Annotated in this window: 20 protein-coding genes; 8 read left to right on the forward strand and 12 right to left on the reverse strand. The window is 48.0% G+C overall.

Annotation, left to right across the window (positions count from 1 at the left end; genetic code table 11):
- Positions 1–62: 62 nt before the first annotated feature.
- Both Q337_RS0114640 and fabR read right to left on the reverse strand, forming a co-directional pair.
- Complete coding sequence (locus tag Q337_RS0114640) at positions 63–707, reverse strand: DedA family protein (protein WP_026472218.1); 645 nt, start codon at positions 705–707, stop codon at positions 63–65.
- Between the two features lie 200 nt (positions 708–907).
- Complete coding sequence (gene fabR / locus Q337_RS0114645; RefSeq protein ID WP_084494880.1) at positions 908–1,591, reverse strand: HTH-type transcriptional repressor FabR; 684 nt, start codon at positions 1,589–1,591, stop codon at positions 908–910.
- Positions 1,592–1,692: 101 nt separating this feature from the next.
- Between fabR and Q337_RS0114650 the strand changes: the two genes are divergently transcribed.
- Entirely contained in the window at positions 1,693–2,880 is a 1,188-nt protein-coding gene (locus Q337_RS0114650; RefSeq protein WP_051526926.1) for a ferredoxin reductase, read from the forward strand.
- 68 nt (positions 2,881–2,948) lie between these two features.
- Entirely contained in the window at positions 2,949–4,073 is a 1,125-nt protein-coding gene (locus Q337_RS0114655) for a fatty acid desaturase family protein (protein WP_026472221.1), read from the forward strand.
- Between the two features lie 65 nt (positions 4,074–4,138).
- Here the strand turns inward: Q337_RS0114655 and Q337_RS0114660 are convergent, their stop codons facing one another.
- The gene (locus Q337_RS0114660) at positions 4,139–4,765 is read right to left on the reverse strand and encodes a TetR/AcrR family transcriptional regulator (RefSeq protein WP_026472222.1); all 627 of its coding nucleotides are present in this window, start codon (positions 4,763–4,765) and stop codon (positions 4,139–4,141) included.
- A gap of 141 nt (positions 4,766–4,906) precedes the next feature.
- Here Q337_RS0114660 and Q337_RS17980 point away from each other — a divergent pair, with 141 nt between their 5' ends.
- A complete protein-coding gene (locus Q337_RS17980; RefSeq protein WP_051526927.1) occupies positions 4,907–5,809 on the forward strand; it encodes a metal-dependent hydrolase in 903 nt (300 codons plus the stop codon).
- A gap of 51 nt (positions 5,810–5,860) precedes the next feature.
- Here Q337_RS17980 and Q337_RS0114670 read toward each other — a convergent pair whose 3' ends face one another.
- Complete coding sequence (locus tag Q337_RS0114670; RefSeq protein WP_026472223.1) at positions 5,861–7,114, reverse strand: D-amino acid dehydrogenase; 1,254 nt, start codon at positions 7,112–7,114, stop codon at positions 5,861–5,863.
- Between the two features lie 217 nt (positions 7,115–7,331).
- On the opposite strand from Q337_RS0114670, the gene guaA reads away from it, so the two are divergent.
- Together guaA and Q337_RS0114685 are read left to right on the forward strand one after the other, a co-directional pair.
- The gene (guaA, locus tag Q337_RS0114675; RefSeq protein ID WP_051526928.1) at positions 7,332–8,933 is read left to right on the forward strand and encodes a glutamine-hydrolyzing GMP synthase; all 1,602 of its coding nucleotides are present in this window, start codon (positions 7,332–7,334) and stop codon (positions 8,931–8,933) included.
- 378 nt (positions 8,934–9,311) lie between these two features.
- Positions 9,312–9,947 carry a hypothetical protein gene (locus tag Q337_RS0114685; protein ID WP_026472226.1) on the forward strand — a complete coding sequence of 212 codons (636 nt, stop codon included), beginning with the start codon at positions 9,312–9,314 and terminating at the stop codon, positions 9,945–9,947.
- 39 nt (positions 9,948–9,986) lie between these two features.
- On the opposite strand, the gene Q337_RS0114690 is transcribed toward Q337_RS0114685, so the two are convergent.
- The gene (locus Q337_RS0114690; RefSeq protein ID WP_026472227.1) at positions 9,987–10,184 is read right to left on the reverse strand and encodes a DUF3565 domain-containing protein; all 198 of its coding nucleotides are present in this window, start codon (positions 10,182–10,184) and stop codon (positions 9,987–9,989) included.
- Positions 10,185–10,246: 62 nt separating this feature from the next.
- On the opposite strand from Q337_RS0114690, the gene Q337_RS0114695 reads away from it, so the two are divergent.
- Positions 10,247–10,522: a peptidylprolyl isomerase gene (locus Q337_RS0114695; protein ID WP_034280604.1), complete on the forward strand. Its 276-nt coding sequence runs from the start codon at positions 10,247–10,249 to the stop codon at positions 10,520–10,522.
- Positions 10,523–10,595: 73 nt separating this feature from the next.
- Here Q337_RS0114695 and Q337_RS0114700 read toward each other — a convergent pair whose 3' ends face one another.
- The gene (locus Q337_RS0114700; protein WP_026472229.1) at positions 10,596–10,784 is read right to left on the reverse strand and encodes a hypothetical protein; all 189 of its coding nucleotides are present in this window, start codon (positions 10,782–10,784) and stop codon (positions 10,596–10,598) included.
- Positions 10,785–10,977: 193 nt separating this feature from the next.
- Here Q337_RS0114700 and Q337_RS0114705 point away from each other — a divergent pair, with 193 nt between their 5' ends.
- The gene (locus Q337_RS0114705; RefSeq protein WP_026472230.1) at positions 10,978–11,976 is read left to right on the forward strand and encodes an LLM class flavin-dependent oxidoreductase; all 999 of its coding nucleotides are present in this window, start codon (positions 10,978–10,980) and stop codon (positions 11,974–11,976) included.
- An 87-nt stretch (positions 11,977–12,063) separates the two neighbouring features.
- Here the strand turns inward: Q337_RS0114705 and argA are convergent, their stop codons facing one another.
- The 6 genes from argA to ubiG all read right to left on the reverse strand — a co-directional run bounded on the left by argA (position 12,064) and on the right by ubiG (position 17,842).
- Positions 12,064–13,410 (reverse strand): amino-acid N-acetyltransferase, encoded by a 1,347-nt coding sequence (argA, locus tag Q337_RS0114710; protein ID WP_026472231.1) that lies wholly within the window; start codon positions 13,408–13,410, stop codon positions 12,064–12,066.
- Between the two features lie 129 nt (positions 13,411–13,539).
- A complete protein-coding gene (locus Q337_RS18480; RefSeq protein WP_051526929.1) occupies positions 13,540–14,148 on the reverse strand; it encodes a tetratricopeptide repeat protein in 609 nt (202 codons plus the stop codon).
- Complete coding sequence (gene argE / locus Q337_RS0114720) at positions 14,135–15,301, reverse strand: acetylornithine deacetylase (protein WP_026472232.1); 1,167 nt, start codon at positions 15,299–15,301, stop codon at positions 14,135–14,137. Before argE ends, Q337_RS18480 begins: the two co-directional genes overlap by 14 nt.
- Positions 15,302–15,521: 220 nt before the next feature.
- A complete protein-coding gene (locus Q337_RS0114730) occupies positions 15,522–16,274 on the reverse strand; it encodes a YciK family oxidoreductase (protein WP_026472233.1) in 753 nt (250 codons plus the stop codon).
- A 113-nt stretch (positions 16,275–16,387) separates the two neighbouring features.
- The gene (locus Q337_RS0114735) at positions 16,388–17,095 is read right to left on the reverse strand and encodes an HAD family hydrolase (RefSeq protein ID WP_026472234.1); all 708 of its coding nucleotides are present in this window, start codon (positions 17,093–17,095) and stop codon (positions 16,388–16,390) included.
- Positions 17,096–17,842: a bifunctional 2-polyprenyl-6-hydroxyphenol methylase/3-demethylubiquinol 3-O-methyltransferase UbiG gene (gene ubiG / locus Q337_RS0114740; RefSeq protein WP_051526930.1), complete on the reverse strand. Its 747-nt coding sequence runs from the start codon at positions 17,840–17,842 to the stop codon at positions 17,096–17,098.
- 228 nt (positions 17,843–18,070) lie between these two features.
- On the opposite strand from ubiG, the gene Q337_RS0114745 reads away from it, so the two are divergent.
- Positions 18,071–18,715, forward strand: coding sequence for a thiol:disulfide interchange protein DsbA/DsbL (locus Q337_RS0114745; RefSeq protein ID WP_026472236.1), 645 nt, complete (start codon positions 18,071–18,073; stop codon positions 18,713–18,715).
- The last annotated feature ends 30 nt before the right edge of the window (positions 18,716–18,745 follow it).

An 18,745-nucleotide genomic window follows, 5' to 3' on the forward strand; every position in this document is an offset into this window, starting at 1 on the left:
CAACTAAAATAGTCCACCCACTGATATACTGCTGAGCTTATCAGTTTTGTATCTAAATATGACTAATTCTTTGCGTTAGGCTTATGGTTTGGCCAGTACTGGCGCAGCATTTCCAGCACCGCAGGCAACATGCTAATGCCAATAATGGCAAAAATGACGTAGGTAAAGTTATCCTTGATTACCGGCAAATTGCCAAAAAAGTAACCCAGCCACACAAATGACAGAATCCATGCAGCACCGCCAATCACGTTAAACATTAAAAAACGTGAATACTGCATGTGGCTAACCCCGGCAATAAAAGGGGCAAAGGTGCGGATAATTGGCAGGAAGCGGGCAAAAATAATGGTCTTGCCGCCATGTTTTTCAAAAAATGACTGGGTTTTTAGCAAATGGTCGCGCTTGATAAAACGCAGGTTCATGCTAAACACACGCGGGCCAATGTAGCGGCCAATCTGGTAATTAAGAGAGTCCCCCATCACCGCAGCAACAAATAACAGGATGCTGAGCAGTACCGGGTCCATTGCACCAGTAGCAGCAATTGCACCAGCTGCAAACAGCAGGCTGTCACCGGGAAGAAGTGGCATAACCACCAGGCCGGTTTCCACAAAAATAATCAAAAACAGGATGGCATACACCCAGGTGCCGTAATCACGAACAAATTCAAGCAGGTGCTGGTCAACATGCAGGATAAAATCAATCAGTTCCATTCAGGCGGCATCAGGTAAAATTTGCATCAGATGCTAGCAATAGTCTGCCGGACTGTCATTAACTTGTCTGGGGGAATACAAAATAAATAAGACTGGCTTAATCCTGAGCACAGTTAAGATTTAAGCCGGACAGGAAAATCAGTGATTAGTAAATGTTTTAAGAGTCTGATTATTGAGTAAAGATAAATCGAATCAACTAGCTATAAATCACGATTGGCCATGTGGCGTGAACCGGCAATGATCATGTGAATCATGTCCACGGTCTGGGTCAGGATGCGGTTCTGGCTGTCGCTATCTTGTTCCATGGCATTGGCACCCATGGCAAACACCAGCCGGGTAATGGCCTTGGCCACCAGCTCGGGCGCATACAACTGGTTGCCATGCAATTGTTCCAGCCGTACCAAATCTTCTTTAAGCTCAGTTTCAAAAAAGCAGAGCTGCTGTTCCACGGCCTGCTTGAAGGCTGCCGAGCCAACTTTTCCCTCACGCAATAACAGCGGCAGGTTGCCTTGTTCTAGCCGCAACTGTTCCATGAATACTTCCATGGAGCTTTGCACCACGCTGCGCTCACGCGAAGCACGTTGCCGTGCTGTGCCAATAATGCTGCGTAAGGCACTGCCAGCCTGTTCAATCAGGGCAATGGCCAGTTCATCAATATCCCGAAAATGCCGGTAAAAACTGTTGGGCGCAATGCCTGCTTCCCGTGCCACTTCGCGCAGGCTTAGGGTCGATACGCTGCGATGCGGACCTAGCAGTTTTAAGGCCGCCTCAATGATTTCTGCCCGGCTGATCGTCACCCGCCGCCCTTGTGGAGCACGGTTTTCCAGATCAGCACCAGTAGTTGCAGCAGCAGGCAATGGCATAAATGACGGGTTATTTAACAAGACGGTTTCATTATAAAGACAAAAAACCGGAAAAGATAATATACAAGTGTCTATACATCTGTATAATAACTAGCCTGCATTCAATTGATCAAGGTTTTGCCATGCTTAACAGCCAGCCTGCTTCACCAGATATCTTGCCGTCAAGTTCCGGTGACTCAAGGGCCGGGTTAGCGCTATGGCAACGCTTGCGTGGCTTTGCTGATATTGCCATGGATCCTAATGTGGTGAATTTCTGGGTCAGCAAGCTTAATCCATTGTGGTCGCTGGATCAGCCCATGGCCAGAATTGTGGGTCGTGAGGAAGCTGCCAGTAAGAGTGTGACATTGATCCTAAAACCCAACCGTCATGTGGTGATACCGCAGGCTGGCCAGCATATTAGTGTAGCTACCGAAATTAATGGGGTGCGTGTTGCACGCAGTTATAGTACCAGTCTGGTGCCTGAGCAGCCCGGCTTGCTGGCCATTACTGTCAAGCAGGTAGAAGGCGGACGCTTGAGTAACTGGCTATGCTTGCAAGCGCGTGAAGGCGATGTGTTGTATCTGGGCCAGCCGTTTGGCGATTTTCAATGGCCTGCATTACAACAGCCTGTATTACTGCTGGCAGCGGGCAGCGGCATTACCCCCATGATTAGCCTGCTGCGCCAATATGCCCGGCAAGCGGCCAAAGGCGGGCTATTTCCCAGCAAACAGACCGTACAACTGCATTACTGGGTGCGCCGCCGTGAAGAAGCCTGCTTTATTGAGGAATTACTGGCCCTGCCCAAAATTCAGCCCAATTTTTCCCTGCATTTGTATTTGACCCAGCAAGATCATACCCAGCAAGAGCCAACCCAATCGTATGAGCGTAGTGGCCGGATTGAGGCCAGCCAGTTTGCCCAGCAGGAAGACCTGAAAAATAGCCATGTGCTGGCTTGTGGCCCGGCAGGGTTTGTTCGTAGCGCGCAGGAAATCCTGCAAGCCCAGGTGGCGTCGTTTCAGGCCGAAGCCTTTTCGCCGCCGCAAATCTCTACGGATGCGGAGGCCACAGGTTGCAGCACCGTACAAATTACCCTGCAACAGCAACAACGCATTTTAACCGTGCCTGTCGGCCAATCCATTCTGGCCGCGCTGGAAGCAGAAGGCATCAATCATCCCAGCGGTTGTCGTATGGGTCTGTGCAACACCTGTGCCTGCCATAAGGTTTCTGGCAGCACCCAGCACCTGATTTCTGGTGAATCCCAGCATGATGAAAATCCGGCCTTGCGCGTGTGTGTGAGTAGGGCAAGCAGTGATCTGGTACTGGACATTTAAGCTATTGCTGTACCTTGGCCAAAAAGATTGCAACACATTAAACCGAATAGAAAAGAGGACACCGTGCCATGTTATTAAAAAAGCCCAAGTTCAAGTTACCTAAGGGCCAAAAGAGCCGTTCTTTAAATGCAGCCGAGCTGGACATGCTGGCAGCGGAACTGGATGTCTTGCGCGCGCAAACTCTGACTGATCTGGGCGAGGGCGATGCCAAATATATCCGCAAGATTGTGGCTTCTGTGCGTTATACCGCCATGGCCGGGCGTGGCTTGTTATTTCTGGGCTGGTTTCCACCGGCATGGCTGGCTGGCACCACCCTGCTGGGTATTGCCAAGATTCTGGAAAATATGGAATTGGCGCATAACGTGATGCATGGTCAGTATGACTGGATGAATGATCCGGCCTTGCAGGGCAAAAGCTACGAGTGGGATACCGTGGGCACCAGCGACAACTGGCGTAAAACCCATAATTTCAAGCATCACACCTATACCAATGTCAAAGGCATGGATGACGATGTGGGCTATGGCTTGCTGCGTATTTTTCCCGAGCAGCGCTGGCACCCGTTTTATCTGGGACAGCCACTGTATGCAATGACGCTGGCCATGCTGTTTCAGTGGGGCGTTGCGATTCAGGACCTTGAAATTGGTAAATACCTGCAAGGCCGCATGAGCAAGCAGGAGTTTATGGCGCGCTGGCAGCCCACCCGGCAAAAGATTACCCGACAACTGTTGAAGGACTATGTCTTTTTTCCAGTAATTGCTGGGCCGTCATTTTTACCGGTATTTCTGGGTAACCTCGCGGCCAATGGCATGCGTAACCTGTGGACATTCAGTATTATTTTTTGTGGTCACTTTACTGAAGATGCAGAGATTTTCCCTAAGTCCGTGCTGGAAAATGAAAGCCGGGGTCACTGGTATTATCGCCAGATTCGTGGCTCAAGCAATTTAAGCGGCGGCAAACTGCTGCATTTGCTGTCCGGTAATTTAAGCCACCAGATTGAGCATCACCTGTTTCCGGACATTCCGGCACATCGTTATGCTGAGCTTGCGCCTAAAGTTCAGGAAATTTGTGAGCGCTATGGCATTCATTACAATACCGGCAGCTTTCGCAAGCAGTTTGGTCAGGTGCTGTGGCGGATTGTGCGACACAGCTTGCCCAGCCAGCCGAAAATGGCACAGGTGGTGAAGGCGGTTTAAGAAAATAATAAGAAATAAAAAGGGCAAGAAACTATCTTGCCCTTTTCTTTCTTTTTTATGACAGCTCAAGGGCTTTGTTTCTGCTGACTCAGTTCATTGAGAACATAGCCATCGACCATTGCAATTAATCCATTGACCAATTCATCAAAGCTAAAACCTACCGGGACGTTTTCTGTTAAATACTTGAGCACTGTAAATATTCCTGCATTGGCAAAAATATACAACATCACTGGCATATTTCTTAGTTGCATCAGTTCAGGATGATTCACCACATAATTAAAAGTGAGCTGGCTTAATACCATAATAATCTGGTTAATTTCAGGCTGGGTCGACTGATCAAAAATCACATTTTCCTTGAGCCATTTAATATACATCCCATCTTTTAGCTCAAATAGTTCCTTGAGTGAATTCAGGATTTGGCGAATGACCTCAGCCCGCGACATACTTTTAAAATCATAGTTGGGCTGGTTTAAAACCCGGATGACATCCTGGGTAAAGTGCGTTCGCATGGCATTAAAAATATCGTCTTTATTATTAAAATAATCATAAATCGAACTGGTACTGACCCCACTGATTTCCGCAATTTTCTGAATCGTGGTGGCTGCTGCACCATAACGACTTACACAGATAAATCCTGCTTCAATCACGGCATTCACCGTATTTTTGGCGCGTTGCTGAACAGGCTGCTTCATAGTCACGATTCCAATATGATCCAAAATAGTTACGACTAAAATCCGACTTTTAACCGATAATTTTATCGGATAAATATAGGTTGTATGCACTATTCGTGCAAGGGCTTAAAGCGCTGATTTGCGCTATTGGGAGGATATAAGATGACAACGCACCTGAAAAATCAGCCTATTGGCAGTACGTTTAAAAACAGCAGACTCGGTTCAAACCAGATTCCGGTACGTCATATGCAATTTGTGTTTGCTGACGATTTTCCTGTGAACTTTGCTTTTAACAATGCACTGACGACCTCGGTTTTTGTGGCGCTATCTGCGGTATTTCCATCGGGTGAGCGCTTTTTTATGGATTCAATTCGCTATTTTAGGGATCACATCACGGATGACGCACTGAAACAGCAGATTGCCGGTTTTATTGGCCAAGAAGCCATGCATGGCAGGGAGCATGACCGGTTTAACAAGGCATTAATCAAAAAAGGGTTTGATGTTGAAATTGGTGTGAAAAGTATTACCAGAGGATTAGGGCTGCTTAGAAAATTAACGCCTGTTCAGCAACTGGCCTGTACCGTGGTCATGGAACATGCTACGGCGCATCTGGCAATCCAGTGGTTGAGTCATGCTGACCTAAACCGGCTCAGTGATCCTAAAACCCTGGCCATGTGGCAGTGGCATGCGCTCGAAGAACTGGAGCATAAAACGGTTAGTTATGATGTGTATAAAATACTGGATGAAGATAAATGGATTACCCGTTTTATTGCCGTATGTGCGGTCATGGGTGTGGTAATTCCTGTCAGCATCTATGCAGCCATAGTGATTGCCTATAAACATGGCAGTCACAAGAACCGTAAGGAATTTATTCAGGGATTAAAACTGCTTTTTGGGCAGGATGGTTTTTTACGGCCCTTAATCACCAAGGCACCTGATTTCCTTAAAAAAGACTTTAATCCGAGAAATGACGATACAGAACAGTTAGAGCAAGTTTGGAAAGAAAAACTTTTGGGGCCAAATGGCATCATCAATGAGTTTTACATGAATAAGCTGGCAAGCTAACAATAATAAACTGGCCTGTAGCGCATGAAGTGATATGCGCTACAGGATTTTTTAAAACCCCGTAAACGCAAAATCCACACCGGGTTTTTGCCCAGCCATAATATCAGCCAATGCCCGGCCAGAACCGCAGGCATGCGTCCAGCCCAGCGTGCCGTGGCCTGTATCCAGAAACAGGTTAGCAATTTTTGAGCGGCCAATATACGGTACATTGGATGGTGTGGCAGGGCGCAAACCCGTCCAGTATTGCACCCGGTTTATATCGACTGCATCGGGAAATAGCTGTAATACCCGGCGGGTTATGGCTTTGCAGCGCACTTCATTGAGCTCGGTACTATAGCCGTTAAGTTCCGCAGTGCCTGCCACCCGTAAGCGATCACCCAGCCGTGAAAACACCAGCTTGAATTCATCATCGGTCAGGCTAACACTAGGTGCTTTGTCTGCTTGAAGAATGGGGAAGGTGGCTGAATATCCCTTGGCTGGATAGATCAGTAAATCCACGCCCAGCGGTTTAACCAGTTGCGGGCTATAACTGCCCAGCGCCAGCACATAATTGTCAGCCGTTAAGATTTGTTCACCCTGTGCATCCTGCACCCTAACGCCAGTAACCTGCTGGCCATCCGTCATAAGACCCAGAATGGTGGTGTTATACAAAAACTGCACGCCTTGTTCAGCGCATAGATGTGCCAGATTCTGGGTAAACTGATGCGCATCGCCAGATTCATCGGCAGCGGTATAGGTGGCACCAGCAATCTGATGCTGAATGGAAACTAAAGCAGGCTCTAGAGCAATCGCTTCCTGTGCACTAATCACATGGCGGTCACAGCCAAATTCACGCATGATTTTAGCGGGTTCGAGAGCTGCTTCAAATTCCTGTTCACTGGTATAAAAATGCAAAATGCCTTTGCTTAACTCATCATAATGAAGGCCGGTATCACGCCGTAACTGTTGCAGACTGGCCCGTGAATAGGTGCCCAGATTAACAATTTGAATAATATTATGCCGGGTTCGCTCCGGTGTACATTCCCTTAAAAACTGCATGCCCCAGCGCCATTGCAACAGGTCAGCGCGCAGGCGGAATAATAACGGTGCGTCCTCTTTCATGAGCCATTGAAGTACTTTTTTGGGTGCACCCGGATTGGCCCACGGTTCGGCATGCGACACTGAGATCTGGCCGCCATTGGCAAACGAGGTTTCAAGGCCAGCCCCGGCTTGTCGCTCAATCACCACAACCTCAAAGCCTTTTTGCCTTAAAAACCAGGCTGCTGTTATGCCAATAACACCCGCGCCCAACACAATGATTTTCATCAGTTTGCCCTCTTATCAATAATGTATGGCAGGCATAAATCATTATTCAGACATCAATTAGATGTAGCATGAAACAGGCCAATACAATGCTGTGGGACTGCTGCTTTTGGTAATGCTTTGTGCGTGGTGCGCAAATGATGTACCAAGCCTTCGCGTCATCCAATAAAAATGCTAGAATAACGCGCTAAATTTTTCCTTTTATTTGAAGCCGCCTGCCATGACTGCTAATCAGCCCAATGCTCAAATTAATGCGCAAATCAACACGTCCATCACTGGCGACCGTATCCTTATTCTGGATTTTGGCTCGCAATACAGCCAGCTGATTGCCCGTCGTGTGCGCGAAGCCGGCGTGTATTCAGAAATGTACGCCTATGACATGTCTGAGGCCGACATTCGTGCCTTTGCGCCAAGCGGCATTATCCTGTCTGGCGGGCCGGAAAGTACCACAGTTGAGGGCAGCCCGCGTGCGCCAGAGGTGGTGTTTAATCTGGGCGTGCCGGTACTGGGGATTTGCTATGGCATGCAAACCATGGCCATGCAACTGGGCGGTGATGTGCAGTCCAGCGACTTTCAGGAATTTGGCCGTGCCGATGTGATCCATGAGTTCCCGGATCGCCTGTTTGCCGGAATTGAAGATGCACCCAAGCAACTGCGCGTGTGGATGAGCCACGGTGACAAGGTAGTTGCGTTGCCAGAAGGCTTTAAGATCAGTGCCAGCACGCCAAGCTGCCCGATTGCCGCCATGAGTGATGAAACCCGCAATTTTTATGGCGTACAGTTCCATCCGGAAGTGACCCATACCCTGCAGGGTGAGGCGCTGATTTCACGCTTTGTGCATGGCATTTGTGGCTGCGGTAATTTATGGACACCGGAACACATTATTGACTTGCGTGTCGAGCAGCTACGTGAACAAATTGGTGAGGAAAAAGTCCTGCTGGGCCTGTCGGGTGGCGTGGATTCCTCAGTCGTGGCGGCGCTGCTGCATAAGGCGATTGGTGACCAGCTCACCTGTGTGTTTGTGGATAATGGCTTGCTGCGCCTGCATGAAGGTGATCAGGTCATGCAGATGTTTGCCGAAAATATGGGTATTCGCGTCATCCGTGCTGATGCCGAACAACGCTTCCTGTCTGCACTGGCAGGTGAAGTAGACCCAGAGAAAAAGCGCAAGATTATTGGCCGCGAGTTTATTGAGGTGTTTACCGAAGAAGCGCGCAAGCTGGAAGGCGTCAAGTTTCTGGCCCAAGGCACCATTTATCCTGACGTGATTGAATCAGCAGCCAGTAAGCAGGGCAAGGCGCATGTGATCAAGTCGCATCATAATGTGGGCGGCTTGCCGGATGATCTGGCCTTTGATCTGGTTGAGCCATTGCGCGACCTGTTTAAGGATGAGGTACGCAAGCTGGGCACGACATTAGGCTTGCCACACAGCATGATCTACCGTCATCCGTTCCCGGGCCCGGGCCTTGGCGTGCGTATTTTGGGGGAAGTGAAAAAGGAATATGCCGACATCCTGCGCCGTGCCGATGACATCTTTATGCAGGAGCTACGCACCAGTGGCTGGTATGACAAAACTGCACAGGCCTTTGCGGTTTTCCAGCCGGTAAAATCGGTGGGTGTGGTGGGTGATGGCCGTCGTTATGCGTGGGTGATTGCGCTGCGTGCGGTAGAAACCGTGGACTTTATGACTGCGCGTTTTGCCCATTTACCGTATGATCTGGTGGAAACCATTTCTAATCGTATTATGAATGAAATCAAGGAAGTATCGCGCGTGGTATATGACGTAAGCAGTAAGCCACCAGCAACAATTGAATGGGAGTGAGCTAGGGATTTCAAAATACATCGTATTTTGCCTAGCGAACGCCAAAGGCTATGCCTGCGGCAGTGGGATTTCACGGAGCACTGCTCCGTGCCAGTTTTACGCCAAGAGCTATGCTCGCGGCAGTAGGATTTCAAAATGCAATTCATTTTGCTGATTTTACGCCCTTGCGGTGCAATGCACCTCATATGTCCGCGGCAGCACTGGGATTTCAAGACGCACCGCGTCTTGCCTAGCGAACGCGCGCCCTATGTGATGAGGGCATAATTGGTTTCTGGAATTCTCTCAAATAAAGAAGGATGCGTATGCGCCCTTCTTTATGATTTTAGAGTATTGGGTAGCTGAGCTTATTTTCAGCTCTTATTAGATAGAAGAGCTCAGATGATTGATATTTCTAATATAAATTACAATTTGTTGGCCGCAGTTTATAAGATTACAGCAAATAACCTTCAAATTTTTTCAGCAGAGGGATGGAAAAGTCAATTCCGTAGTGAATTACTACTTGCCTCTGATCAATTGCAACTTGGCTTCTGGAGTGATGTTGATTTAATAGTCATATCGCAAGAGAATTATCTTTTTGCTTATCAAGCTTTTGCTCGTTCACAGGCTCTTATTTTATCTATGAAAGCTGTAGAGGATTTATCGGCATGGAAATACATGGGCTTAGAGTGGTCTGAGTCTTATGACACGCATGTTCTAAAAGAAGCAAGCTCTTTAATTACTAAACATTTTGAAAGAGTTAATAAATTTCCTTATAAGCGTGATAGTTGGATAAAGATAATTAATATTCTTATAGATAAAAACAGAGGTTTTAATATTCAGTCAATTTGGGGAGAACGTTTATATTATAATGCTGAAGATCAGTTTTTTTATAATTCAAAGGCAATTAAAATGCCTTGGTATGATATTGAATATATGGAATTAAGTTTAGATGCTTTAACAGATAAAGAGTTAAAAGAAATTGATCTGGAAGTTATTATTCCAAGTTATGCAGTACATCTCCGAACTCAAAATTGAACATTTATCTATTAGCCAGCGTATTAAGCTTTGTTAAACCTACTTGTGTAATGATTTATCACATACCCGACATTCCAATATCATCCCAAGCATCTTTGCACGCCCTTCAGCAGTGATCACCCACGGACGATTTTGCCACGGTGGATTATGCCGAACATGCTGCTGATGCCCACAGGCTAGTTCTACCACCCAATGGAGTTCGTCATCCTGATGAAAACCGGTAATTGCTTGTTGCATCCTATTCCTTTTATTTATGTGATATAAAATAAACATCCCATTATAAAACTTCACTAATTGTCATGCCCGCTATCGTCCGTCATATTCTGGTCAAAACCCGTGAACAGGCTGAACAGCTTAAAGTCCAACTGGCGAATGGCGCCGATTTTGCCAAACTGGCCAAGCAGCACTCGACTTGCAATTCTGCAAAAAAAGGTGGTGAGCTGGGTGAAATTAAAAAAGGCCAGTTGGTAAAACCTATTGATACAGTGGTGTTTTCCAAGCCTGAAAAAGTAATCCATGGCCCGATTAAAAGCCAGTTTGGTTTTCATCTGGTCGAAATCAAGTTTCGTTATTAATCTTCTTATTTTAATCATTCAAAACAAAAAGCATGGGCTAAAACCCATGCTTTTTGTGTCTTGCAAAAATTCACTATCGACGTGATTGCTGATAGTTATTGTGGTTGGTTTGACCGCCTTCTGGCCCCTGACCTTTATTACGCTGGTCACGCGTACTTTGATTGCGGTTGTCCTGGTCATTACCACCATGATCCTGTACCAGCTGGCCGTTCACTTGTTTTACATTATGACCGCCTGCAGGCTGGTTTTGCTTGTGAGACATCGTGTTCCTCCATATGCTGAGTTGATGATTTCACCCTAAAGCAAACTGGCGCTGCTGGCTGTTAAGAAATGCTGTGTTTTTAATGTTTATGTAATTGCAGGCGGTACGGTGGGTAAAACCCGCTACACTTTAGGCAGATTTTTTTAGTCCTAAATTCCTGTTTGGGATTTATCTGCGCTTATGAGGAACCTCTATGTCGGTTTTGTCATCCTGCAAATATTCGATTCTGGATCTGGCACCTATCCGTGATGATAGTAATGCAGTCACAGCCCTTAAAAACTCACTGGCGCTGGCACAGCATGCTGAACAACTGGGCTATACCCGTTTTTGGGTGGCCGAGCACCACAACATGGATGGCATTGCCAGTTCGGCCACAGCAGTATTGATTGGTTATCTGGCGGCCAATACTCACAGCATTCGCGTGGGCTCCGGTGGCGTGATGCTACCCAATCATTCACCGCTGGTGGTGGCTGAGCAATTTGGCACGCTGGCCACGTTGTATCCCAACCGGATTGATCTGGGGCTGGGCCGCGCGCCGGGCGCTGATCAATATACGGCGCGGGCCTTGCGTCGTAATCATCTGGAAACTGCTGAAGAATTTCCAGAGGATGTCAGCATGATTCAGTCCCTGCTGGGCGAGCCACAACCCGACCAGCGCATTAAGGCAGTGCCGGGGCAGGGTACGCATGTGCCACTCTGGCTATTGGGTTCCAGCCTGTTTAGTGCGCAACTGGCAGCCGCTAAAGGTTTGCCGTATGCCTTTGCCTCGCACTTTGCACCACGCTTTATGATGGATGCCATCAAGCTATACCGGGAAAATTTTCAGCCGTCTGCGGTACTGGACAAGCCATATGTGATGCTAGGCGTACCATTGATTGCAGCCGATACCGATGCACAGGCCGATTATCTAGCCACCAGTTTGTACCAGCGCATTTTAAACCTGATGCAGGGCAAGAGTATTAAAAGCCAGCCGCCAACCCGGCAGATGCGTGAATTAAATCCGCACGAACAAGCCAGCTTAAATAGTTTTTTAGGCATGGCCGCCATTGGTGGGCCAGAGAAAATCAGGCAGCGACTTACAGATATTGTGCAGCAAACCAAGGCTGACGAATTGATTTTTACTGGTGATTTATATGATTTTGAGGATCGCTTAAGAAGTTTTGAAATCGTGGCTGAGTTGTTTCAGCAATAAAATTTCAGGGCGATGAAAAAGCCACGCCTGATTGAAACCGGCGTGGCTTTTTTATTGCTGTAGCATGGCAGTTTTTGATGCCAGTGTTTAAATCATCTTCTTAAAGATTTTGGAGTTGCGCTGATAGTTATACAGCGCTTGCCGGGCATTGGGCAGTGCTTCAACGGGTACTGGCTCAAAGCCCTGTTCAATAAACCAGTGTGCGGTGCGCGTGGTGAGCACAAATAAATCATGGATGCCTTTGCTGCGTGCCTTGGCTTCCAGATAATCCAGTAACTCGGCACCCCGGTTGCCACTACGGTAGTTGGGATGCACTGCGACACAGGCAATTTCTGCAGCATGCACTTCATCACCCGTGGTTGGAATCGGATACATGGCGGCACAACCCACAATCATGCCGTCGCGTTCAATCACGGCAAACTTGTCAATCTCGGTTTCCAGCCGTTCCCGCGAGCGATACACCAGAATGCCTTCTTCTTCCAGTGGGCGCAGCAGTTCAATCAGGCCTACCACATCGTCAATATCAGCCGTGCGGATTTCTTCATACGGATCATGGCTAATCAGTGTGCCAGAACCATCACGGGTAAACAGTTCCTGTAACAGCGCGCCATCACGCGCATAGGAAATGATATGCACGCGGCGCACACCACCGCGGCAGGCATCCGCAGCGCCTTTCATATGCAGTAGCAGTTCGCTGTCCAGTGGCTTATTGCGCAGGTATTGTTCCACTTCATTAGGGATTAATTCACGCAGCAGGCGGTCATCATCATCGCTAATGCCTTCTTTTTCACCCAGAAAAATTAGCTTGTCGGCTTTGAGCGCAATGGCAGTTTTAACCGCTACTTCTTCCCCGAGCAGGTTGAATACTTCACCGGTGGTGGAGTAACCAGTTGGCCCAAGCACAATAATATTGCGGTTGGCCAGACTTTTTTGCAGCGCATCCACATCCACCGAACGCACTTCACCGGTGAGCTGGTAATCCACACCATCGCGCACGCCATACGGACGCGCCGTGACAAAATTACCGGACACCGCATCAATACGCGCGCCATACATAGGAGAATTCGCCAGTCCCATCGACAGCAGCGCTTCAATTTCCAGACGAATAGAACCCACGGCATCCAGCACGCAGCGCAGGGCTTCACGGGTGGTAATGCGCAAGTCATTATGAAATGGGGTTTCCAGATTGTATTCAATCAGGTTTTCATTGATTTGCGGACGCGCACCATGTACCAGAATCAGGCGAATGCCCAGTGAGTGCAGCAGGGCAATATCATGGATAATGTTGCGAAAGTTCTCATGGTTTACTGCTTCGCCACCAAACATCAGCACAAAGGTTTTATCACGATGGGCATTGATATAGGGCGCAGAGTTACGGAACCAGTGAACGTATTGTTCTGTCATGGTGTCTGGACACAAAAATTCGTCTGTCATGGTTAAAACAAAGCTCAAAGGGAACTGTTAGTTGCTTTTTATAGTAGCATAAACATAACGCATAATTCGTGAGCGGGAATGACTTTAAAAATTACATGCTATAAGTCAAAAACCTGTTGATGACGGAAATTACTGCTTCCACAATTTCAATTTGTTTTTTGCTTGAGTTACTCCTTGTAAGGCAGCTCTTTCACACCAATAACGCACCTGTTGCTGGTCTTGGGTCAGTCCATCATCAAATAGCAAGCATAATTTTTCTTGAGAGTAGGCATCGCCTTGTGCTGCGGCTTTCTCATACCAGAATGCTGCCTGCTGGTGGTTTTGCGCCACGCCGTATCCGTGAAAGTAAGAATGGGCAACTTCAGCTTGAGCTGTTGCGCTACCTTGCTCTGCCGCTGCCATATACAATGGAAATGCCAGTTCATATAGCCCTACGTTATGAAGCTCCCATGCTTCTCTTTCTAATTGTTCGACTTGATCTTTGACGATTGGTGAAAGTTGTTGTACTGGCAGATCTGCGTAAAGAACTTTACCGGTTAATAGCTCTGTATCATTGAAAGAGAGGTTCAATTTGGGGAGTACTGCTCTGGATGGATCATTGTCGACAATTAAATGATTTCTTTGTAGATTTAGTTCTTCAGCATAGGCTGAGCTAAACCAGCTAAATAGCAATATAATAAAAAAGTGCAGTATGGCTAGCCTGTTTTTCAAGCGTACTGTTTTATCAAATCTTTGCATGACCCTGAACGCAATAGTAATGAATCAACTGGTTTAATAATAACAGCATGGGTGAGATATTTTTAATCTCAAGATATTCATCCGGCTGGTGTGCCTGTTCAATATTACCCGGCCCCAGAATCACGGTATCCATATTCTGCGCCCGAAAATACGGCGCTTCTGTACCAAATGATACCGCCCCGGCAGTTTCTCCCAGCAGGCCTTCAATTTTTTGTACAAACGGTGAGTTGGCCGGGGTTTCAGCCGCACCGGAACCTGCGGTGGCGGGTTCATACAGCATGCTAACGCCAAACTGCTGTTCAATCCCTTTAAGCAGGTGACGAATATCAGCGCGAATATTTTCAATTTCCATGCCGGGCAGTGGCCGCACATCAAACTGCAATTCACACAGGCCACAAATGCGGTTGGGATTGTCACCGCCATGAATACAACCCAGATTCAGGGTGGGATAAGGTACTGGAAACAGCGGCTGTTGGATTTTTTTTAGGCTGGTACGAAACTGTTGCAGGCGGTTGACCACTTCATGCATGGCATCAATGGCATTGCGGCCCAGTTCGGGATCGCTGGAATGACCGGACTTGCCGGTAATTACCACACGTTCCAGCATCACCCCCTTGTGCAGGCGCGCAGGCTTTAGGTTGGTGGGTTCACCAATTAGCACAAAACGTCCCTGTCCTTTGGATTGTTCCATCAGGGCGCGGGCACCAGCCATTGAGGTTTCTTCATCACAGGTGGCAATCACAATCAGCGGTGCCCGAAAGGGCGTCTTGGCATAATTGGCCACCGCATCCAGAATCAGGGCAAAAAAGCCTTTCATGTCGGCCATGCCCAGTCCATACAGCTTGCCATCACGTTCTGTCATTTTAAATGGGTCGTTATGCCACAGGTTTTGATCAAACGGCACCGTGTCCGAATGGCCAGCCAGCACCAGCCCGCCGCGTGCTTGCGGATCAGTTCCGGCACGAACGGCAATCAGGTTGGCCTTGCCGGGCGCAACCGGCATGATTTCGCAACCGAAACCGGCACTTTCAAACCAGTTTGCCAGTGTTTCAATCACCGGCACATTCGACATGTCCTGCTCCGGCATGGTGCAGGCAATACTGGGAATGGCGGTTAGCTCGGCAAGCTGCTGGCGTAAGCGCGGTTTTATCATAGGAGCAGGGTTTCCTTGCAAATACAGATTATTTAAGCATTACAAATTAATGGGTGCGCTCATCAAAGCGTTATTTCATGAGCAGCTTGCAACAGACTGGTTAGCCAACAAGGCTAAAAGCAAGATTAAGGTTTTATCATGTTTTACAGGCCTTGTGAAAACACAGCCTGAAAAAAACTGAATTCACCTATCTGTACTGGCCCGTTTTTTACTGGCTGGCTTAAGGTTGCTGGGCATCGACTGATTCACCGCTCACACCACGGCTGTCCGGTCCCATCAGGTACAGGTAAGCCGACATAATACTGTCTGGTGTGGCCACCATTTGCGGATTTTCCTGCGGGTAAGCATCAGCGCGCATACTGGTACGGGTAGCACCGGGGTTTATACAGTTAAAGCGGATGGCCGGGTTACTGGCGAATTCGGCAGCAAAAATGGTGCTTAAGGCTTCCACCCCAAATTTAGACACGCTATAGGCACCCCATTCGGCGCGTGCAGTACGACCGACGCCGCTACTGGTGAATATGACGCTGGCATCCTGCGATTGTTTCAGGAGTGGCAGCAGCGACTGGGTCAGTAAAAACGGCGCTCGCAGGTTCACATTCATTACTTCATCCCAGGTTTGTACATCGTATTGCTCCAGTGCAATGCGATGCCCCAGAATGCCAGCATTGTGCAAAATGCCATCCAGACGGCCAAACTGGTTTTGCAGGGTGGTCACCAGTTGTGAATATTCCAGCTCCGAAGTGCTGGCCAAATGTAGTGGCAAAATAGCGGGTTTGGCGCCACCAGCCTGTTCTATCTGGTCATAAACGGCTTCGAGTTTGGAAATGGTACGGCCATGTAGCACCACGGTTGCGCCGTGGCGGGCATAGGTGAGAGCAGCACTTTTGCCAATGCCATCCCCGGCTCCCGTAACCAGAATAACCCGGTTTTTAAGCAGGTCGGTACGGGGCTGATAATGTTTTAGGTCAATCATAGCTTCCTCTTATTTATTCATTAATAATTATGAAAGGGATCAACAGTCTATGCGCTAGCAGTACAAGAGCAATGGTTTATTCGCCTTGCGGTTAAATTCTATAATGCAGATTAGCCCTGTTCTGTGAGTAAATGGTGAGCCGATTGATGGATTAATTCAATTAATTCATCAACATTGTAGACAATATGATTGGCATGCCATGCGTCAAGATCATCCCTGTGATCAGGTGGTAAATAGCCATATGCTGCTAATACAGTCGGCATTCCTGCTGCACGTCCGGCCTCAATATCGCGCGGGTGGTCGCCCACATAAATAATTTGTTCCGGTGCTAAGCCAAGCTGACTGGCGGCCAGTAACATGGGTTCAGGATCAGGTTTGGTGCGGCTCACATCATCAGGACACACCAGCACCTGACAGCGTTCAGTTAAATTCAGGGCAGCCAGTAATGATTCACTCAGGCTGCGGGGCTTGTTGGTGACAATACCCCACGGCAGACCCAGTTCATCCAGTGCGCTTAATAATGCTTCCATTTGTGGGAATAGGCAGGTATCCACCGCAATATTCTGGGCATAAATGTCCAGAAACTGCTGGCGTATCTTTAGCAGCTGCGGGCTATTTAGCTCAAGATCAGGATAAATCAGGTTGACCATTGCCCGTGCCCCTTCAGACACTTGCGCACGGATCAGGTCATCTGTTGGAACCTGAATTTGTGCCTGTTCACACATCAGGCGAATAATGCGGATAAAATCCGGGGCAGTGTCAATTAGGGTGCCATCAAGGTCAAACAGGACGGCACGTAGCGGCTGTTGCAAGCTCATTTAAGCAGGCCTCCGCGTATGCACCATATAATTGACATCCACATTGGGCGCCAGCCAGTAATATTTGGTCAGCGGGTTGTAGTGCAGGCCAATGATGTGGTCGTAGCTTAAGCCTGCCTGACGGATATAGGATGCCAGCTCGGATGGGCGAATAAACTTTTTAAAGTCATGCGTGCCACGCGGTAGCAAACGCAGCACGTATTCAGCGCCAATGATGGCAAATAAATAAGCCTTGGGGTTGCGGTTGATGGTGGAAAAAAACACGTGACCACCTGGCTTGACCAGATCAAAGCAGGCCTGCACCACGGCGGCTGGATCAGGCACATGCTCCAGCATTTCCATGCAGGTCACAATGTCGTATTGTCCGGCTTGCTCGGCAGCCAGTTGCTCTACGGGGACGCGGCGATAAGTAATATTGGTGACATTTTCCTGTTCGGCATGCAGCTTGGCCACCGCTAGAGGGGCTTCTGCCATGTCAACACCCAGCACCTCTGCACCACGGCGTGCCATGGACTCAGCCAGAATGCCGCCGCCACAGCCCACATCAACAATTTTCTTGCCGCTAATGCCATTGCCGTGTTCACTAATCCAGTTCAGGCGCAATGGATTAATCTGGTGCAGGGGATAGAACTCGGAGTTTGGTGTGGTATCCCACCATTTTGCAGCCAGTGCATCAAATTTGGCAATTTCCTGTGTATCCACATTGGCAGCTGGCCCGTTTGTAGGGGACCCATTTGTAGAGGCCATAGTCACAACATTCCAAAAGTTAATTTAAAGTATTTTTGCAACATGATTCATTGCAGGCGCTATCACGCTGGTAGGCCTTGCATGTGCTGATTGTAAACCAGCATAATCGCTAACATTGAATAAAAACAGTGACCTTGTGCAAAAGTTCACAGAATCCACATATACTATCCCACAAGATGTTTTACCATTTACTAAAATTTTTATACACGCACAGGACGTATGATCAAGATGAAACATTTGGTTTTAAGTGCAATGACCGTATCTGTAATGGCTATGTCTGGTTTGGCTAATGCTGCTGAACCGTTTGTAGCAGGCAAGGATTACACCGTACTGTCTAATCCGGGCAAAGTGGAAAAACCCGGCATGATTGAGGTACGTGAGTTCTTCTGGTATGGGTGCCCGCATTGCTACCGTCTGGAACCTTATGTGGCATCATGGCTGGCCAGTAAGCCTGCCAACATTAACTTTGTGCGCAGCCCGGCGGCCATGAATCCGGTATGGGAACAAAATGCCCGTGGCTATTATGCAGTTGACCTGATGGGCCTGACCAATAAAGTCCATAAACCCCTGTTTGATGCCATTCACCAGAAAAACCAGCGCCTGTTTGACCAGAAATCACTAGCGAATTTCTATCAGGGCTATGGCGTTGACAGCAACAAGTTTAATGCCATGTTTAACTCGTTTGCAGTTTCTGGCAAGATTGCCCAGTCCAAGCAACTGGCTCAGGCCTACCAGCTGGATGGTGTTCCCGCCTTGGTTGTCAACGGCAAGTATGTGGTGAAAGGTGAAGACCAGAAAGTGATTCAGGTGGTGAATTACCTGATCAATAAAGAACGTGCACTGGTGAAAAAGCCAGCACCTGCCAAAAAATAAGCTGTTTTCAACGCATAAAAAAGCCTCAAC

The sequence above is a fragment of the Alkanindiges illinoisensis DSM 15370 genome (genome assembly GCF_000619845.1).
Lineage (GTDB): Bacteria > Pseudomonadota > Gammaproteobacteria > Pseudomonadales > Moraxellaceae > Alkanindiges > Alkanindiges illinoisensis.

Bases quoted from the DNA above. Each gene is read 5' to 3' on its own strand.
- Q337_RS0114640 (WP_026472218.1), bottom strand. From the start codon at position 707: ATGGAACTGATTGATTTTATCCTGCATGTTGACCAGCACCTGCTTGAA.
- Q337_RS0114650 (WP_051526926.1), top strand. From the start codon at position 1,693: ATGCTTAACAGCCAGCCTGCTTCACCAGATATCTTGCCGTCAAGTTCC.
- Q337_RS0114655 (WP_026472221.1), top strand. From the start codon at position 2,949: ATGTTATTAAAAAAGCCCAAGTTCAAGTTACCTAAGGGCCAAAAGAGC.
- Q337_RS0114660 (WP_026472222.1), bottom strand. From the start codon at position 4,765: ATGAAGCAGCCTGTTCAGCAACGCGCCAAAAATACGGTGAATGCCGTG.
- Q337_RS17980 (WP_051526927.1), top strand. From the start codon at position 4,907: ATGACAACGCACCTGAAAAATCAGCCTATTGGCAGTACGTTTAAAAAC.
- Q337_RS0114670 (WP_026472223.1), bottom strand. From the start codon at position 7,114: ATGAAAATCATTGTGTTGGGCGCGGGTGTTATTGGCATAACAGCAGCC.
- guaA (WP_051526928.1), top strand. From the start codon at position 7,332: ATGACTGCTAATCAGCCCAATGCTCAAATTAATGCGCAAATCAACACG.
- Q337_RS0114685 (WP_026472226.1), top strand. From the start codon at position 9,312: ATGATTGATATTTCTAATATAAATTACAATTTGTTGGCCGCAGTTTAT.
- Q337_RS0114690 (WP_026472227.1), bottom strand. From the start codon at position 10,184: ATGCAACAAGCAATTACCGGTTTTCATCAGGATGACGAACTCCATTGG.
- Q337_RS0114695 (WP_034280604.1), top strand. From the start codon at position 10,247: ATGCCCGCTATCGTCCGTCATATTCTGGTCAAAACCCGTGAACAGGCT.
- Q337_RS0114700 (WP_026472229.1), bottom strand. From the start codon at position 10,784: ATGTCTCACAAGCAAAACCAGCCTGCAGGCGGTCATAATGTAAAACAA.
- Q337_RS0114705 (WP_026472230.1), top strand. From the start codon at position 10,978: ATGTCGGTTTTGTCATCCTGCAAATATTCGATTCTGGATCTGGCACCT.
- argA (WP_026472231.1), bottom strand. From the start codon at position 13,410: ATGACAGACGAATTTTTGTGTCCAGACACCATGACAGAACAATACGTT.
- Q337_RS18480 (WP_051526929.1), bottom strand. From the start codon at position 14,148: ATGCAAAGATTTGATAAAACAGTACGCTTGAAAAACAGGCTAGCCATA.
- argE (WP_026472232.1), bottom strand. From the start codon at position 15,301: ATGATAAAACCGCGCTTACGCCAGCAGCTTGCCGAGCTAACCGCCATT.
- Q337_RS0114735 (WP_026472234.1), bottom strand. From the start codon at position 17,095: ATGAGCTTGCAACAGCCGCTACGTGCCGTCCTGTTTGACCTTGATGGC.
- ubiG (WP_051526930.1), bottom strand. From the start codon at position 17,842: ATGGCCTCTACAAATGGGTCCCCTACAAACGGGCCAGCTGCCAATGTG.
- Q337_RS0114745 (WP_026472236.1), top strand. From the start codon at position 18,071: ATGAAACATTTGGTTTTAAGTGCAATGACCGTATCTGTAATGGCTATG.